This window comes from Chitinophaga costaii (genome assembly GCF_900094705.1).
GTDB classification, from domain to species: Bacteria; Bacteroidota; Bacteroidia; order Chitinophagales; family Chitinophagaceae; genus Chitinophaga; species Chitinophaga costaii.
In genome coordinates this window covers 49735-66445 of sequence record NZ_FMAR01000001.1, presented here as the reverse complement: position 1 = coordinate 66445, position 16711 = coordinate 49735, and the positions used below count along the sequence as shown (strand labels likewise).

The 16711-nt window shown below is 38.3% G+C and carries 11 protein-coding genes; 3 read left to right on the top strand and 8 right to left on the bottom strand.

Translation table 11 applies throughout. The annotated features are described in order from the left end of the window. Positions 1-6 precede the first annotated feature (6 nt). Positions 7-564 (bottom strand): RNA polymerase sigma factor, encoded by a 558-nt coding sequence (locus GA0116948_RS00255; RefSeq protein ID WP_089707828.1) that lies wholly within the window; start codon positions 562-564, stop codon positions 7-9. Between the two features lie 969 nt (positions 565-1533). Here GA0116948_RS00255 and GA0116948_RS00250 point away from each other — a divergent pair. Genes GA0116948_RS00250 through GA0116948_RS00240 form a run of 3 tightly spaced genes read left to right on the top strand, consistent with a single transcriptional unit; the run spans position 1534 to position 7945 of the window. Continuing rightward, positions 1534-5034 carry a SusC/RagA family TonB-linked outer membrane protein gene (locus GA0116948_RS00250; protein WP_089707826.1) on the top strand — a complete coding sequence of 1167 codons (3501 nt, stop codon included), beginning with the start codon at positions 1534-1536 and terminating at the stop codon, positions 5032-5034. Positions 5035-5052: 18 nt separating this feature from the next. Next, positions 5053-6459, top strand: a complete 1407-nt coding sequence (locus GA0116948_RS00245) for a RagB/SusD family nutrient uptake outer membrane protein (protein ID WP_089707824.1) — start codon at positions 5053-5055, stop codon at positions 6457-6459. Positions 6460-6475: 16 nt separating this feature from the next. After that, entirely contained in the window at positions 6476-7945 is a 1470-nt protein-coding gene (locus GA0116948_RS00240; RefSeq protein WP_089707822.1) for a TlpA family protein disulfide reductase, read from the top strand. Between the two features lie 50 nt (positions 7946-7995). Here GA0116948_RS00240 and GA0116948_RS00235 read toward each other — a convergent pair whose 3' ends face one another. The 7 genes from GA0116948_RS00235 to GA0116948_RS00205 all read right to left on the bottom strand — a co-directional run bounded on the left by GA0116948_RS00235 (position 7996) and on the right by GA0116948_RS00205 (position 16340). After that, positions 7996-8289 carry a hypothetical protein gene (locus tag GA0116948_RS00235; protein ID WP_089707819.1) on the bottom strand — a complete coding sequence of 98 codons (294 nt, stop codon included), beginning with the start codon at positions 8287-8289 and terminating at the stop codon, positions 7996-7998. 138 nt (positions 8290-8427) lie between these two features. Next, the gene (locus tag GA0116948_RS00230) at positions 8428-8715 is read right to left on the bottom strand and encodes a hypothetical protein (protein WP_123891661.1); all 288 of its coding nucleotides are present in this window, start codon (positions 8713-8715) and stop codon (positions 8428-8430) included. 56 nt (positions 8716-8771) lie between these two features. Further along, positions 8772-9260, bottom strand: coding sequence for a MauE/DoxX family redox-associated membrane protein (locus GA0116948_RS21740; RefSeq protein WP_089707814.1), 489 nt, complete (start codon positions 9258-9260; stop codon positions 8772-8774). Between the two features lie 7 nt (positions 9261-9267). Beyond that, complete coding sequence (locus GA0116948_RS00220) at positions 9268-10623, bottom strand: protein kinase domain-containing protein (protein WP_089707812.1); 1356 nt, start codon at positions 10621-10623, stop codon at positions 9268-9270. A 1675-nt stretch (positions 10624-12298) separates the two neighbouring features. Continuing rightward, positions 12299-13951, bottom strand: a complete 1653-nt coding sequence (locus GA0116948_RS00215; RefSeq protein ID WP_089707810.1) for a UvrD-helicase domain-containing protein — start codon at positions 13949-13951, stop codon at positions 12299-12301. Then, on the bottom strand, positions 13926-15713 hold the full coding sequence (locus GA0116948_RS00210; RefSeq protein ID WP_089707807.1) for an ATP-dependent nuclease: 1788 nt from the start codon (positions 15711-15713) through the stop codon (positions 13926-13928). The genes GA0116948_RS00215 and GA0116948_RS00210 overlap by 26 nt, the downstream gene beginning before the upstream one ends. 279 nt (positions 15714-15992) lie before the next feature. Then, positions 15993-16340, bottom strand: coding sequence for a YegP family protein (locus GA0116948_RS00205; RefSeq protein ID WP_394336941.1), 348 nt, complete (start codon positions 16338-16340; stop codon positions 15993-15995). Positions 16341-16711: the final 371 nt, after the last annotated feature.

Genomic DNA, 16711 nt, shown 5'->3' with positions numbered 1-16711 from the left:
CGATCATTACCGTAAAAGGTCATTCCCCTTTCCCACAATGGTGAGGATAATGGCTTTCGCCGCCTGCCGGGCCTTGCTCACACGGTTCTTGGCGGAGCCGTATTCTATGCCCAACGCCTGGGCCACTTCCCGGTTGGATTTATCTTCCAGGTAGGATAAGGTAAATGCTTTCCGGTCTACGGGAGACAGCTGCGCCACCGCTGTGGCAATGATATGGCCCATTTCCTTGTCTTCTACCGGTATGGTTGCTTGTGCATATTGCTTGTGGTAGGCATAGTGCTTACTGCCGGCGGTAAGGCGCTCCGTTTTCCGGAACTCGTCGAAACACCGGTGTTTGGTCATAACAGACAGGAGAGGGCCCAGATGCTCCGTATCCGGGCGCAGGCTGGCCCGGTCGTTCCATAATTTCATGAAAACCTCCTGGGTGATGTCCTCCGCCATCTCATGATTTTTTAACAGGTGCATGGCGTACGCAAATACATGGGTACGGTGCTGCTCATATATATGGGCAAATGCGGTGGCATTTCCTGCTTTTAGTTGCTGTATGCTATCTTGTTCATTCATGTTCAACACGCATGCTTAGACAAATATAATAGGAAGTTGGGATGGAAATGTTAACTTTTTGTGAAGCGGTGGAGGGGGATGTTGTTGATAAATATATTAAAAAAGGGGGTTTAATTTGAAAATGTCTAAATCGGAGGGGAAATAGCTTTTTTTTTGTTTTTGGATGTTACTATTTTTTGGTTGGGGCGTATAGTATAGTAGTAGTCATGGAATGCTATTGCCGTAGCCGATCTGTTATTTTACTTGTTTGAAATATATTCGTATCACGTCAGTCCTTCGTTGCCATTTAGAGACACAACATTTATGAAGGGGTACTGAATTATTAAATGCAAAGATTGTCATGTTTGGGAAAAGTGTTATCGTTCGCGGTGCTATGCCTGTAGCATGTAGCGTTGTCTTTCTGCAAGGGGCCAGTTCTCTCATTCATGGTTCAGCAAATAAGTCAATTCGTAAGCCGCTGTCTTTGGAGGATAGCTGCGTAGACAATGTGCTTGCGGTATGCGTCTCCGGTCGTTTGGTGGCTGGATTTTTCAAACAAGGTATTTATTAGTAATTGGGTGGCTGGGGTGGAGATCCCGGAACCGCCTTCATGCGGATAAACCTCCCAGTTTTTTCGCTTGCGGATTAAGTGTTTTTTTCAGATGGGTGATTTCCTGAAAGGGATAATAGGGTGGCACATAGGTAGTAATGGATCGCTACCGGCAATGTTGCCTATTTTCTAGTGCTATTATTTTTAAATGAAAGCCTTACACAAGCATTTACTAATCAGTTGTGTAAGTGGTTGTCTTATTCATCTCACGTTCCATTTATTGCTATTGCTATTTTAATGTGCATACACTGCTCTCCAGGCGGCTATCGCTATTCCTTTGCCTATGAAAAATTTTGAGGAAGGTAGGGCCAGGAGCCAGACGGCTTCCTGGCTAGTGCAAGTCATCTTTTTTCATTCATTTAAATTACAAAAGTGGGTCTATGAAGAAATTTTACCGACTGTACCGGCGCGCTGCCATGTTATTTATTACTGTAGTAACCCTATCAACCTGGTTGTCTGCTGATGGGCAAACAGCCGCTGGGGGAAAGTTGGTGAATTTGCAATATAAAAATTTGTCGAAGAAAGCTTTGATGGATGTGATTGCAAAACAAACGGGGTACGAATTTCAGTATAATAATGAGATTGTTGATGACAAAGCGCTGGCTTCGGTGAGTTATAAAGGGCCTATTACGGAACAGGTGTTGCATCGGTTATTGGGGGAGGAGTATGATTATAAAATTAGTGGAAATAAGATTTTTATTGTGGCTAGGAAGCAGGGGGGGGATGGTAAACGGGAAGGCTCAAATACTAGTTCCACCATACAGGAGGGAAACACTTCAGCAACAGTAAGCGCTACCGGTATTGTAACGGACGATAAAGGAACTCCTTTGCCTGGCGCTACTGTTATCCTTCAAGGAACGAAAAGAGGTACTTCAACAGATGAAAGTGGTGCCTTCCTTCTCAAAAATGTCCCGGTAAATAGCAATATTGAAGTCAGTTTTACTGGCTTTACAAAGCGTATTTTTAAGGTTTTTTTATCAAATACCAACCTTACCATCCCCTTATCTCCCGCAATTGGTGAACTTAATGGCATAGAGATTTCCACCGGTTACCAGAAAATAGCAAAAGAACGTGCTACTGGATCTTTTGATTTTATCGACAATAAATTGTTAAACCGGTCGGTAAGTTCCGATGTATTGAGTCGCCTCAATGGCGTCGCAAGCGGGGTATACTTCAATACCAACCCCGTTGGTAACGACCCTGCCATAAGTATACGAGGTCGCTCCACCATATTCGCAAACACCACACCTTTGATCGTCCTGGATAATTTTCCTTATGACGGTGATGTAAATAATATTAATCCGAACGATATTGAATCTATTTCCATCCTAAAGGACGCTGCCGCCGCCTCTATATGGGGCGTGCGTGCTGGTAATGGCGTTATCGTTATTACAACAAAAAAAGGGAATAATAATCAGGCACCGAGAGTAACCTTTAATTCTAATATCACGCTTTCTCCAAAGCCAAACCTTTGGAGTATACCGCAGCTGTCATCTGCGCAATACATTGATGTAGAAAAATTCCTTTATTCAAACGGCTACTATAGCGGAAATTTACAATTCAATCCCACGGCTATCGAATCGCCAGTAGTGGACATTTTGGAAAAAAGAGAGCAGGGTCTTATATCAGCGAAAGATTCTGCGGACATTCTCGGACAACTAGCTAAAACAGACATCCGTAACGAGCTTTCAAAATACTTTTACACTACCGCAGTGCATCAACAATACAACATCAATATAAATGGAGGTGCTGAAAATTCTCAATATTATTACTCAGTGGGGTATGATAAAGACATTGCTTCAATAGTGCCTAATAAAAACAACCGTATAACCCTAAATGCCCGCAACGGATTCGACTTCTTTAATAAAAAGCTCAACATAGCAAGCGACATTTTTTATAATAAAACCCAATCTTACCAGAATGGCGGCGGTTACTCTCCAGCCTACCCATATGAATCATTGAAAGACGCATCAGGTAATAACATACCTGTTTATGTAGACTATCGGAAATCATTCATAGACACGGCAGGGCAAGGATACCTGCTAAACTGGAATTACGTGCCACTCGATGAACTGCATAACCGTAACAATGCAACGAAATCATCGGAATACAAAATTAATTTAACAGCAACTTATAAGATCACACGAGATTTAAATGCATCCGTTAATTATCAATACACAAGTGGTACATCTGAAAATGTTGTGAACCTTGACACATCTACCTATACAGCCCGTAACCTGATAAATTCATTCTCTCAGGTTGATTATGCTTCCGGTACTGTTGTTAGGCCTGTACCCCTAGGGAATATTGTTAGTTACATTTTAAATAGCTACGCCGTTAATTATACTCGCGGACAGTTAAATTATAACAAATTAAAAGGTAAAAACTTTATCAGTGCCATTGCTGGTATTGAAGTTCGTAACTTTCATTCCCAGGGAAATACCTATACATTGTACGGCTATAACCCAGAAACAGCATCCACTGTCAATGTTGACTATGCGACACAATTCCCTACGTTTGTTTCAGGTAGTACGGTTAACATTCCTGGCGGACCTACCTCAAGTTATACCATCGACAATGTCGTCTCCTATTATGGTAATGCGTCTTACTCGTACAACAATAAATATACTCTTTTTGCAAGTGCGAGAAAAGATGAATCCAATCTCTTCGGTGTAAAAGCAAACCAAAAGGGTGTACCACTTTGGTCAGTCGGCTTTTCATGGGAGCTATCAAAGGAAAATATCTTTAAAGACATTCATAACTTTCCCAGAGTAAAAATAAAGTTGACGGATGGTTATAACGGAAACATTTTTAAATCGCTGAGTGCCTTAACGACCGCTAGAGTATATGATGCAAATACTTTAAATATCTTTCGAACTCCTTATGAAGAGATACAAAATCCACCCAACCCGTCCCTAAAATGGGAAAAAGTGAATATTAAAAATATTGGACTTCAACTCACCACAACAAACAATCGCCTGTCAGCAGGTATTGAAATGTTTAGCAAAAAAGGAACGGATCTTATCGGCCAGAGCCCGGTGGCACCGCAAACAGGATTCGTTCAATATACGGGAAATTATTCGAGCGTGTTAACAAAAGGAATTGATCTGAACATTACAGCTGTTATAACAACTGGAAAATTAAGTTGGAGTTCAACCTTACTTTTGAGTTATCTCAAAGACAAAATCCTAATCAACCACGCAAACCAAGGCGCAAATCAGTATTACGTCACTCAGAATTATGAAAACCCAATTCAGGGTAAACCTTACTCTGCTATACTTAGTTACCGGTCTGGGATGCTTGACAATGCTGGTAATCCACAAGGATACCTATCGGGTAAGTTGACGGAAGACTACGCTGCGATACTCAATTCTACAGATATTAATGAACTCATTTATAATGGCTCAGCAACGCCTACAACCTACGGATCGCTAATCAATACATTGACTTATCATGCCCTTGAGTTGTCGTTCAACCTTGCGTACCAGGGGGGGTATTTTTTCCGGCGTGGTTCTTACACGCTTGGCAGCTCATCACTTCAAGCAGATTTTGATAAGGCGTGGCGCAAACCAAGTGATGAAGAACGTACGATTGTACCATCTCTCTTGTATCCGATAGATGGTAATAGAAATGTTTTTTTTAGAGGTTCAGATAAATTAGTTGAGCGGGGAGATAATATCCGTCTTAAAGATGTTCAAGCTAGTTATACAGTCCCTTTAAAAAGAGGGCTTCCAACTCTCCAGGCTTACATTTATATTAACAATATCAACTTTTTGTTATATACGGCAAATAAGCAACACATAGACCCAGATTTTTCATCAGGCGGCTATTCGCTGAAAACCCCAATAGCATATTCTCTTGGCCTGAAATGTATTTTCTAATTATTCAATAAGTGTCATATGAATAAAATAGGTTACATATTTATTTGTGGTGCAATCCTGGCAACTTTTTGCAACTGCAACAAAGATAAGTTTCTTGACAAAAAACCAAGTAGCAGCCTAGTAATACCAAGCACTTTGCAAGATTTTCAAGCACTGCTGGATAATACGACATTTTTAAATCAAACACCCGCACTACCAACTTTATCAGGTGACGAATATTTTATTCCAACTTTAAATGAATATAATTCATTGTCCACTGTGACGGAAAAAAACAGCTTTATTTGGGCAACGGATATTTTTGGAGGTGAAATTAACAGACTTGACTGGAACACGCCGTATCAATCGATTTTTTACGCCAACGAGGTTATTTACGGAATTAACCAATTGGAGCAATCATCCCAACAATCACAAGAAGGTAAACAAATAAGAGCTCAAGCATATTTTGTGCGTGCCTGGAACTATTATGCTCTTGTTCAAACATTCGCCAAATCATATACTTCTGAAAACTATCAATCTCCAGGGCTCCCCTTAAAATTAACACCAAACATCGACGAAATACAAGCGCGATCATCACTTAAGGAAACTTACGACCAAATATTCGCGGATATAAATTATTCATGTCAATTATTCAATAACACCTTTCCAGTATTAAACAGGAATAGAGGTAGTAAAATAGCTGCTTACGCACTTTTGTCAAGAATTTATTTAAACATTCATGATTATGAAAAAGCAAATTCCTTCGCGGATAGTACCCTAAATCTATACAATAAACTGATAGATTACAATACGATAAGCACATCATCCACTTCTCCGTTTCCAATGCTAAACGATGAAGTTATACTAAGAACGACACAGGTTTTCGATTATAGCAAAACCTATGTTGGGAATTCGGCTACTGCAAAAATTGACACTAACATTATTCGATCCTACAGTGACGATGACCTACGTAAAAAAATATTTTTTAGAACAACTAAAATTGAAAATGAGACCTATTATACGGTAAAAAGAGGCTACAATGGTACTACAACTGGTTATCCCTTTTCAGGCCTTGCTGTTGATGAAATTTATCTTATTAAAGCCGAATGCCTTGCCAGGTCAGGAGAATTGGAAGTTGCTTCGAAAATTATAAATGATCTTTTAATAACTAGGTACAAATCTGGAACATATACAAATATTCAGTACACCGATAAGACACAATTATTGTCGATTATCTATTCCGAAAGGAAAAAGGAATTAGTATGGAGATCAACTCGGTGGGCAGACATAAAACGACTAAATGAAGAGGGTGAAAATATAACGCTAAGCAGGAATATTGAAGGTAAAACGTATATACTAAAACCAAATTCTTCAAAATATGTTATGCCAATACCGCAAGATGAAATTGACTTAAGTAATAAGGTGACGCAGAATGAAAGATTCGACTAAAATTAAAATATAAACCATGTTTAGAAAAGAAAATGTAGTCCTGCTAATAATATTCAATTTAGCACTATTTAGTAATACATTAGCAAATGCAAACAATAGCCGCTTAACCATTCATGGCAGTTTAAGCCCCAATGCGCCGGACATAGGGACATTAACCATTGAATTTTATAACCATTATTTCTTTGATTTAACAGGGAAAAATTGCATTTTAAAAAAAATTATTGTGAATGGTAGAAGATTCGACTACTCAAGTCCAAAATTTAATAACACGGCATTTATAAAAATTAAAATAGATTATAGTAAATACAGTAATTACTATCAATTGTCAAAAGAGATATTTGTTGCATCCCCCGGAGACAACATCGATTTAAAAATTGATTCTACGGATTTTATATTCACAGGCAAAGATTCCGAAAGGTATTTTTTTTCAAATAAAATCGCCAAAATACAGCCTATACTTAGTCAACCATTTGACGGTATGAGCGAGGAAATGATGGATTATGTGTATAATGCCTATAATACAGCCTTTCTAAAAAGAATGGAAATACTTCATCAATTAAGCAATCGATTACCCGCTCGAGTAACAAAACAAATTGAATTTGACCTCAAATGCAAAGAAAATTACGAATATAATAGATGTATTAATAAAATGCTACTAACACTCAATAATGATACAATAGAGAAAGTTATAAAACCATCGTTTTTTAAATACAGCTCTCATTTCCTTGAAGGCTTGAATGATAGCACCTTGATAACAAATTCACCATATTATTATGACTTTGTATTTAAAATGCTTAGAAATATAAATATGATGTTTCACCCCACCCAACCTGGTGATATATATAGAACTAATTTTTCATATATATTCTCATCCATTTTATCTGATTATGACGGGCAAACCAAATATGCTTTGTTGGTTTGCGCATTGACTGATTTCATCGTTAAAGACAGTACCGATCAATATTTTGATGCTGCGCTAAAGGAAATACCTTCAAATAATTATTGTTACAATATTCTTCATAACATAAAAACAAAATTTGGAAGAGGGGCAACTGTTCCAAATTATGCACTAAAAGACACAAGTAATCAGACATTTTACATAGAGAAACTTAAAGGGAAGGTAATAATATTAGATTTTTGGTTTACTGGATGCACTGGTTGTAAACAACTAGCAAATGCTATGAAAAGAGTTCATGAGGTGTTTGACTCGTCCAAGGATGTGATCTTTGTGAGTATCTCAGTAGATAAAGACATAAATGAATGGAGAAAAAGTGTACTAAGCGGAGTATATGCAAGCAAAAGTATTGACCTTTATACCAATGGTATGGCGGAAGAGCATCCATTAATTAAGTATTATAATTTTAGGGGGTTTCCACAACTTATGTTAATTGGAAAAGATGGAAGAATATTTTATTCAGAACCGCCAATACCGTCGAGACCTCAAACAACAAATCGTTTTATTGAAATTGTTCGCTCAGCCATATAGAAAAACGGCGCCATATGATATGAGGCGCCGTTATCTTTTTAAGCTAACGATTATAAGTCGTATGCTTTGTTAGAAATGTGATGTGTAGCACCTGCTGTCACCAGCTGGGTAGTAGTGGGGTTCGTAGGAAGGACCGCAGTCGAAACGACCGTATAAATGCAGTACGTATCGTTATCCAGAGTACATTGCCCTGGATCATATAGAGTAGTGAGGACCCGCCACACTTTTCCTGAACCGGGATCGTCTTGGACGTAGTACTTAATTGCACGTTTTGCACCGCCATAGGCTGAACCTACTGCCATTACTGCAGCGAGGGCAAATAGAGAGATTTTAACCTTGTTCATGTTTTTTTGTTTTTAGAGTGAAAAATTGAAATTTAACTATAGATTACCTTGCGCAAGCTAATTTGAAGACTGTGTGGGTGAAATACATCTTTCGTTAGGAGCAATAAGTTTGCAGGCTATCGGACGCCCATTACATTATTATTCGGAGTATATATAATCTTTTTTCTGACCTTGAAAAACACCTATGCTATCATAATAGTGAAACAGCGAATCTGGCATTTGTTTTTCAATAAAATTTACTGTTGTTATATAAGTGCAATATGTACCAGGGGCTATTATGCAGTTTCCAGGATCATATATATCTATTTCCTTATATCCGCCATCATAAGCTACCCATATATGATCTCTTTGCTGTGCTCTATAATTTCCACGAGCGGATATTACCCCTAATATTGCAGTTATCAAAAAAACAGAAATCCTTTTCATACCTTTTGCTTTAGCTGTTAGAGAATACATTTACTAAACTTTGTACCGGTAATGTGTTACGAAAAGCTAATCGTTTCTTTGAAAGTTTTATTTTTATTTTCCCTACCCAACTTTATTACGGAAATGATAGCTGCTATAAGAAAAACACTGTTAAGCAATAGATGTTCCTTCCAGGTTAGATATCGAAATACACCACCACAAGAGCAAGGTTGCTTTGCGTAATAATTAACAGTCACTAAGGCTGTATAACCTGTGAAGAGAATCATCATCGTCGCAAATGCTATTACCCCCCATAACTTTGTGCGTGGAAACATGATTAGAACTGCTATAATTAGTTCCAGTGGGGGTATCGAATAAATTATGGTATCCTTTAACCATCCTGCAAGGGGTTGCGCATGGATGGATCTTTTAAAAGCATCGAACTCGAATAATTTTGATGATGCTGTATACACAAAAAGTAACACAAATAGTAGTAGGAACACATCAATGAAAAAGTCGTACCATTTAATTGGTGTGATACTGTTCAAAAAATCACGGAAAGGCATATTGAATTTATTTAAAGGTCAACAATTCATTTCTATATGCTATAACAACTTGTTCCATTTCTTGCAACTGTGGTCTATACCGTGGCCGCTCATAAATGGCGACAACTATGGTACTTACAATATCCGCTGGCAGTTCCATAGCTTGCAACTTTTCATCCACAGTTTTCTTTTCATCTGAAAAGAAAATATGAGGGTGTACAAAAGCGACTACAAATTCTAAGAGTGCAGCCATTGAGTATGCATCTTCCGTACCATTGGGAATCTCCATGCGCAGTTGCTCTGGTGCCGCGTAGCCAAAAGTTCCGAGGGGAAATGCTGGACTTGGTTTCCTCGTTTTCATGGACCAACATAACTCCATATCAAGAATGAAAACATTGTTACCATGGACGTGAAAATTGTTATCCTGGAGATCCCTATGTATATACCCGGCCTCATGAATAGAAATGGCAATACGTAAGCATTTTAAATAGAGGTCAAGTAACTGGATCTTTTTTATAGCTGGCAAGTTCTGCCAGGGCTCTCCCGAGCGAATTTCATTGATGACCTCAGGAAGGTATTTGCCATTCAGGTATTCTAACACTAAGAAAGCATTACCGTCCTGTTCAAAAATATCCAAATACTTAGCTGTAGGTACTTTGCTAGAAAGGTCTTGTATAACCTCTGCCTGCCATCTCAACCGGTCTCTTATATCCCTGAACTGTTGGTCCTCTATAACACCATGGCGTCCCTGCTTAATAACAACTGGATCGAAGGCCCATTTCTTAAGGCTCAACGCCAAGACGATATCCCCCTTTGGTCCTGGGCGGAGTAATTTGACCGGAATATAATACCTGCCCCATATACGCCTTTGTTTTGGCCGTTGCCTACCTGCAACGTCAATTGGAAATCGCTTCCATTTAGGCAAGCTGTAAGCCGCAGATATGCCTCCATTTTTTCTTTTTATAGTCAGGTAGTTGGTATATAAGTTAGATCCGATCCGCAAAGAGCCTGGAACGGCCGGTCCGACCCTGAAGTTCAAATTGTTTAGAAAAACGGTCACTTGTTTGAGCTCTTCAATATTTTTGCAAAAAACAGTTAAGAACTTTCCTACCTCAGAAAAACCAAGATTTCCACTATGCAGCTTGTAACACAGTAAATCGTTTTTTATTAAGCGAAAGACGAGGTTGTTTTCTTTTGCAAACGATAGGAATGCATCTAAAAATGGCTTTGTAAATTTTGGATGAAGTGAATAGTATAGTACCCATTGGGAAACCAAGTTTGGTTCACCGTACATTAGCCAGTCACCCTCTTCCTTTACATCAATTCCTGCCTGTTCAATATACATGAAATAGCTATCAAACGTCGGCAAATAACTGAGTTCCATTTTCGGGTTTTTAATAAATATATTTTTAGAAAATAATAGCCAGAGTAGATTACCATTGTATTACACGCGTTAATAATAATTTACTGGATTCGCATTTACTTTATGTTTTAGGGTGGTGGGTTTAACTTCTTAAATCTGCTGCGTTTATTCCATTTAAGCGATGGTTAATCTGTATATCCTGTCATTGTTAAACTAAAATTACCAATAGCGTATTGAAATATAACAGCAGTGTAATTGTCTATACTAGCCCTTTCAAATAGTAAATCGCTGTAATTAAAAATGTGCTCATAATTTATAAAAACAAATAATTATTTCTGGTACTTCAGCTCGGAGGAGGACGTGTATAATAAAAAGGCTAACTAAGCGCTGGTTATTTTTTTCTTTTATTTAAGCAATATTGTTTAAAATTTATCTGGCAGTTATTTTGATCCTAATCCATGACCAATGGTTCCAATAACCACTAATTGCACACTTTTAGCTGGGATCGAATCAAATATTGATGATACTGTGTAAGTGCAAAATGTGAGACTTGAAAAAAGCATATTATTGTTTTAATAACATGTTTTCAAAGGTGACTAAAATATTTGAAGGCCCAGCTATTCGTTGGTAATATTTATGCAACGTGCGCTTTGAATTAGCGTATGCTGCACCCAATTAATATATGAATGCAAGTGCCAAAGCGTTTATTTTTCTTATCTACATATTACAAACGTTTATTATATAATGAAGAAAATAATCTCTTCTTAAGCTACTCCACATACCTTAGCCCCAAATTATGCCCTGTTCCACCAACTGCAATCAACTGTGCCCTTGATGCTAGATTGGGTATAGTAACCGTAGTAGAAACAGTATATACACAATAAGTCGTACTGCTCGATATACAATTAGACGGATCATACGTAGTTGTAAGCAATTGCCAGTTATTACTTATGCCGGGGGTATCTTGTTTATAATATTTCACCGCCCTTTTAGCATTAGCGAAAGCAGCACTTAATGCACAAATAGATGCGAGCGCGAGGAATGGAAGTTTTTTATTCATAGGGGTAATATTTTATTTTAAGTTTTGCACTATAGAAATATACGTATCCTGGGTAGAAAGATCAAAACGGCAGTAATTACCTCCAGACTCGGCAATCTATAAATGACTACCTGATTCAACCAGGTTGTTAACGGTTTCATATCTAGAGAGCGCTGTTGCCAAGGTTAATGACTTATTATTCATCGATGAAAAAATATTTTTTAAAAAAATCATGATTATTAACGTTGAAGAGACAAATCCTCTTGTATCGAACTTTCTTCCGTGATTGACTGTGAAGACTCACAAACAAAGTATTTTGCTAGCAATGTTCTTGAAAAGAGGGATTAATATTAAATAAAAACCAACGTTAAATACTGCTCTAGGAACCTAAATTATGATGTTTGGGTTAAAACGTTCGGGTTACATCTTTATATTATATACTGGGTCAAATCCTATGCATTTCCTTCCGTCGTTGTTAAACCAAAATTAAAACGACCCCCTGAAATATTATCGCAGGTATGCATTCCATTTTAGCGGTTAGCAAAAAAAATACCTGTAAAAACAGGTAGGATAGTTAATTAATTCATCGTCACAACACAGCTTTATTTTAATTTAAAACATTCAGATATATAAATTGGTAAGTTCAAATCCAAAAAATCACGTATTTTTATTTTTATACCGTATGTCTTGAATGTTATCTTTTGAAAGAAATTCAGAGTCTCTCGCGTCAATAATTTTGCCGCCACTATTTGTTCTTTTCGTGCTGTTGATAAGCAAACATGCTTTACGCGCACGAGAAATGGCTACGTAATGCAAATTAATGTCCTGCGTCCAGTTAGTGTAAATAGGATTATTCCAGTCCTTGTCCGGCCCGGGGCCTTTTTGCGGTAAAACATACTCATACAAGTCGAGATGGAATACAAAGTCAAATTCTAGCCCTTTTGACTTGTGTATGGTCATTACTGTTATTTCTTCGCTTGTCGCTGGCCTGAATGTCGAGAGCAGAGCATCGTCTGAAATAACCTGATCTAATAAACTGATAGATTCCTCATTCTCCGCATTTGGTGCGATGATCTTTGCGATAGCAATGAAGCAATCAATAACTGCCTGCTTGTCGAGCGCGGCCTTCGCAAATTCTCCAATGGCAGCCCGTTTTAGTTCAAGCAGCCTTTTAATATCGTTTCTGACAATTTTTTCAGCGGGTTTAAATTCTTCAATCACTTCGATGAATCGGACATTTGCATCAAAAGCAAAATACAACAGCCTCGCGAACAAAGAAGACCAGACATTAAGACTGAGATCCAAGTCCGTCGTAACAAAAACTTTATGGGGTGTCTGTAGATTTTTGTCTATCAGGTCGAGGGTTCTTGTCCCCCGAACTAGAACAGCAATGTCCTTATTCTTTGAGATTTCGAATTTGCTTTTAATAGATGTGACAACACCATCAATATACTTCGTAATTTCAACTTCAGCCCCTTCGACTCTTTTAAAATAAACTTGGTTCGTATCGCTGGGCAGCAATTCCGTACTCGGGTCAAGCAAATAATTTGTGTAATTGATAATAGAAGGGTGGCAGCGGTGATTCTTATCTAATTTGAATACGCGAAAGTCAGGGTTCGAGGATAAGTTATCTAAAAAAACAGAACTCTTTCCTGAGAAAGCGTAGATAGATTGATTAAGATCGCCTACGGCAACGCCGACAATTCCCAAGGCATTTATCGCAAGAAAAATATCATGCTGGTTAGCACCCGAATCTTGATATTCATCAATGAAAATATACTTGTACTTTGCGAGAAAATATTTTTTGCAAGCAATAGACTTATTAAAAACGTAGTTAGCAAGTAAGCCTATCGACTCGATTAATATAATGCCGTTCCTGAAATAATAAACAAGCATGTCAAGTTGCTCGGCGCTAAGGTGGTCTAACTTCAAATTGCGCTGTAGCCACTCCAAAGTTTTTTGCTCGTCTTTAGGAAGGCGATCAGACTTGATTATCTGTATTTCCCTATTCGGAAGGCCAAAAATATGTTTGCCAAATGGTATTATGATTTCACCAATAAAAAATCTGTCAATCGTGCCGAAAAACGAGCTTTTGGGATTTATACCTTTTGTTAAGCACCGCGACTGTAGTTCATTTGATGCCTTATTCGTGTATGAAATAGCAATCACACCCTGATATTCTTCAAGGGTATCGAATATCAGTTTAATTTTTTCTGATATAACAAAGGTCTTGCCGCTGCCGGGCGCGGCAATAATCACAGAGTTTCCACCGTGACCTATTATATCAGACTGTTGCTCTGTTGGCTTCATGATATCCTTTGACGATTTCCTCGCATCTCTTCAGGGGAACGGCGACTTGCTCATTTTCTAATTGCTTCAGGCTGTCCTTATGCTGTTTAAGAAACTCATACATGAACACAGCCTTTTTCTTTTTCATTCTACCAACAACGTCTACAACCTTCTCGTCTTCATCGGTATTATTGCAATGAAACTCATCTAAAGCTGTTTTAATTGGGCTATTATATAGATCATCTTCAAGGTCGATATTAGAAAGGTACAAATTATGTTTAATTAACTCGGGTACTAAAACATTTACTGCATCTTTTGCAGATTGTGGGGCTGGAAGGCTGAAGCCAGACAGATTTGCTTCATGAGTTGCAAGAAGGTCATCGAGAACATTATCAGCCATTCCATTTGCACGATAGAAACTTATTAATCTTTGCACACCAGCATATCGATATTTCTCTTTTTGGGGAATTTTAAAGGTGTCATGGTCTGTTCTGGCTACCCATTTAATTTCTAACGATTTTAAAATCTTAATAAACGTCTTAAATCCAACTCCATCCACCATTAAAATACTGATATTAAGCCGATCTGTATCGATGTTAAGCTGGCGTGAGAGCGTTTTATAAAACAATTCCTCAGATGGGCCTTCGACGAGCAAAACCGCATCGGCAAAAAATGCTTCAGCAGGAATGATACTCATACGATAGCCAAAATCATTAAAAGCTTTTTCTATAATCTCAGAGCAGCCGTTCGAGGCTGCATAAGTCCCTGCTCCTCTATCAACAAGTCTGACTATTGAATTGGGCGAGTATTCACTGGCAATTTGTGGCGAGTGGGAAGTGATGATAACTTGCGAGTGAATTGAAGAAGAAAGATACTCTGATAACTTGCGTTGCTGATGGGGATGGAGGTGAGCTTCTGGCTCCTCAATGCAAATCAGGGAAACTTCTTGAATATTTGCTTCCGAAATTTCATTCCGTGCTGCCCAAAGTGATAAATAGACTTGATTTAGTCTACCATCGCCCCCAATTAAAAGGCTCTTGCCGTCTTTTTTTGAAGAAATAGAAACATCGTCAATAAAATTATCAATATCTGAAGTCCCAGCATTAAAAACGATATCTTGCCGGCTATGATGTAGAGACAGTTTTTTAAGTTCAGCGTTAATGATATCTGTCGCATTAGCAACGAATGTTAGCTGTGGTATTTTTGAATCAATCGTAGTAAGGCTTGTTGATATTTCTCCGATAAGCTGGTCGTCAGCCGCTACTTGTTCTCCTGTTCTATTCTCTTTTGCTAAGTATAATAGATTATGCTTTTCCTTGTTGATGTAGGTGTGGAAGTCTCGTCTACAGCTAATATATCGTAGGTTAAGCACTTTACGGTAATAGCGTTCCTGTATTTCTTCAAGTCCATCATCGGATGGGCCTGCAAAGAGTTTATAGGACTTTGATTTGGTCACGGGATCACAGATACCCTCATACATCAGTATAAGTTTAGCATCATCACTGATTACCCCCTTCAGCTTTGAAACAACGCATTCGTCAGTAACATTTTCAAAACGTAGTTTTATCTTGAAATTGTGTGTTTCTTCATAAGCGTAAAAGTCGCTATCTCTGGGTTCAATATCATATTCGGACAATCCTTTGTCTAAGAGTAGTCTAAGCGCCCATATAAGATTGGTTTTGCCGACATCATTGGCACCAATAATTAGAGACTTATCTTTCAGATTAACGAATGCACTTTTAAAGTTTCTAAACCCGTTGAGTTCAACTGTAGACAATATCATAAGGAAAAACTTTCATGTAGGGATGTAGTAATGGCCTTTATAAGGTATTTTGCCCTTAAGTTAAGGTATTTATTATTTACTAACTATACTTAATAGGAATGATGTAGAACAAAACATCGCAATCTACATTCTTAGGCTTGAAAAATAATTTTGCTATATATTCGTTCCATTCCAAATAAATCATAATTTCATTTTTTTTAAATGTCTTTTCACTTCTCTTTCCACCTGCTCAAAATCTGGTAATAAAAGCCTTCAACTGCATTGGGTTTGAAGGCTTTTTTAGTTTTTACACCCATACTTTTTAAATTCCACCACCGGCTTACTCCGCCAAATCCGCCCCAGGTGCATTTTTTTCACCGATACAATACCTGTATCCCGTCCTTGTGCGCTTTCATACAGGTGGCTGGTGCCGATCACCTCTCCATTGGCAGCCTTTAGCACAAAATAATCTTTCCCGTTAGTGGAAGTCTTGCGTTCATAACGTTCGTCCAGCGGAGCGTTTTTACGTACAGACTCAATCCCATTTTTACAGCTGCTTTTTGCAATATACCCTTCACTGGTAAGTATCACCTGTCCGTTGTCTGCCTTTAAATTAAATTGGAACTCGCCATTGCTGCGCGTAGAAATTTCAAACTATGCCATAATTAATCCCACCAGCCCATCTACGCCCATCCTGCACCACCATCCCCCTCAAAAAGCCTCCCGTATCAATACCCTACACGGAGTAATCTACATCAACATCTCCATCACATCCTCCTCCGCAAACCCAGGAAACCCACAAAACTCCGACACAGAAATATAATCCTGCTTTTCCTTCCCATACGCGGCCTTAATCTGGGCCATGATGCGTTATGCGGTGCGCAGGGTCCGTCCGGTAATCAGCACTACATCTTTCGGGTAAATCACCAATCTGCGGGGTGGTTGTTTCGATAACTGTTTTATCATAACAATATGGCAAATAAAGGACAAGTGAATGGGTATGCAAAACAGGTAGGAAT

Coding starts and splice junctions, on each gene's coding strand:
- GA0116948_RS00255 (WP_089707828.1), bottom strand. CDS start 564: ATGAATGAACAAGATAGCATACAGCAACTAAAAGCAGGAAATGCCACC.
- GA0116948_RS00250 (WP_089707826.1), top strand. CDS start 1,534: ATGAAGAAATTTTACCGACTGTACCGGCGCGCTGCCATGTTATTTATT.
- GA0116948_RS00245 (WP_089707824.1), top strand. CDS start 5,053: ATGAATAAAATAGGTTACATATTTATTTGTGGTGCAATCCTGGCAACT.
- GA0116948_RS00240 (WP_089707822.1), top strand. CDS start 6,476: ATGTTTAGAAAAGAAAATGTAGTCCTGCTAATAATATTCAATTTAGCA.
- GA0116948_RS00235 (WP_089707819.1), bottom strand. CDS start 8,289: ATGAACAAGGTTAAAATCTCTCTATTTGCCCTCGCTGCAGTAATGGCA.
- GA0116948_RS00230 (WP_123891661.1), bottom strand. CDS start 8,715: ATGAAAAGGATTTCTGTTTTTTTGATAACTGCAATATTAGGGGTAATA.
- GA0116948_RS21740 (WP_089707814.1), bottom strand. CDS start 9,260: ATGCCTTTCCGTGATTTTTTGAACAGTATCACACCAATTAAATGGTAC.
- GA0116948_RS00220 (WP_089707812.1), bottom strand. CDS start 10,623: ATGGAACTCAGTTATTTGCCGACGTTTGATAGCTATTTCATGTATATT.
- GA0116948_RS00215 (WP_089707810.1), bottom strand. CDS start 13,951: ATGAAGCCAACAGAGCAACAGTCTGATATAATAGGTCACGGTGGAAAC.
- GA0116948_RS00210 (WP_089707807.1), bottom strand. CDS start 15,713: ATGATATTGTCTACAGTTGAACTCAACGGGTTTAGAAACTTTAAAAGT.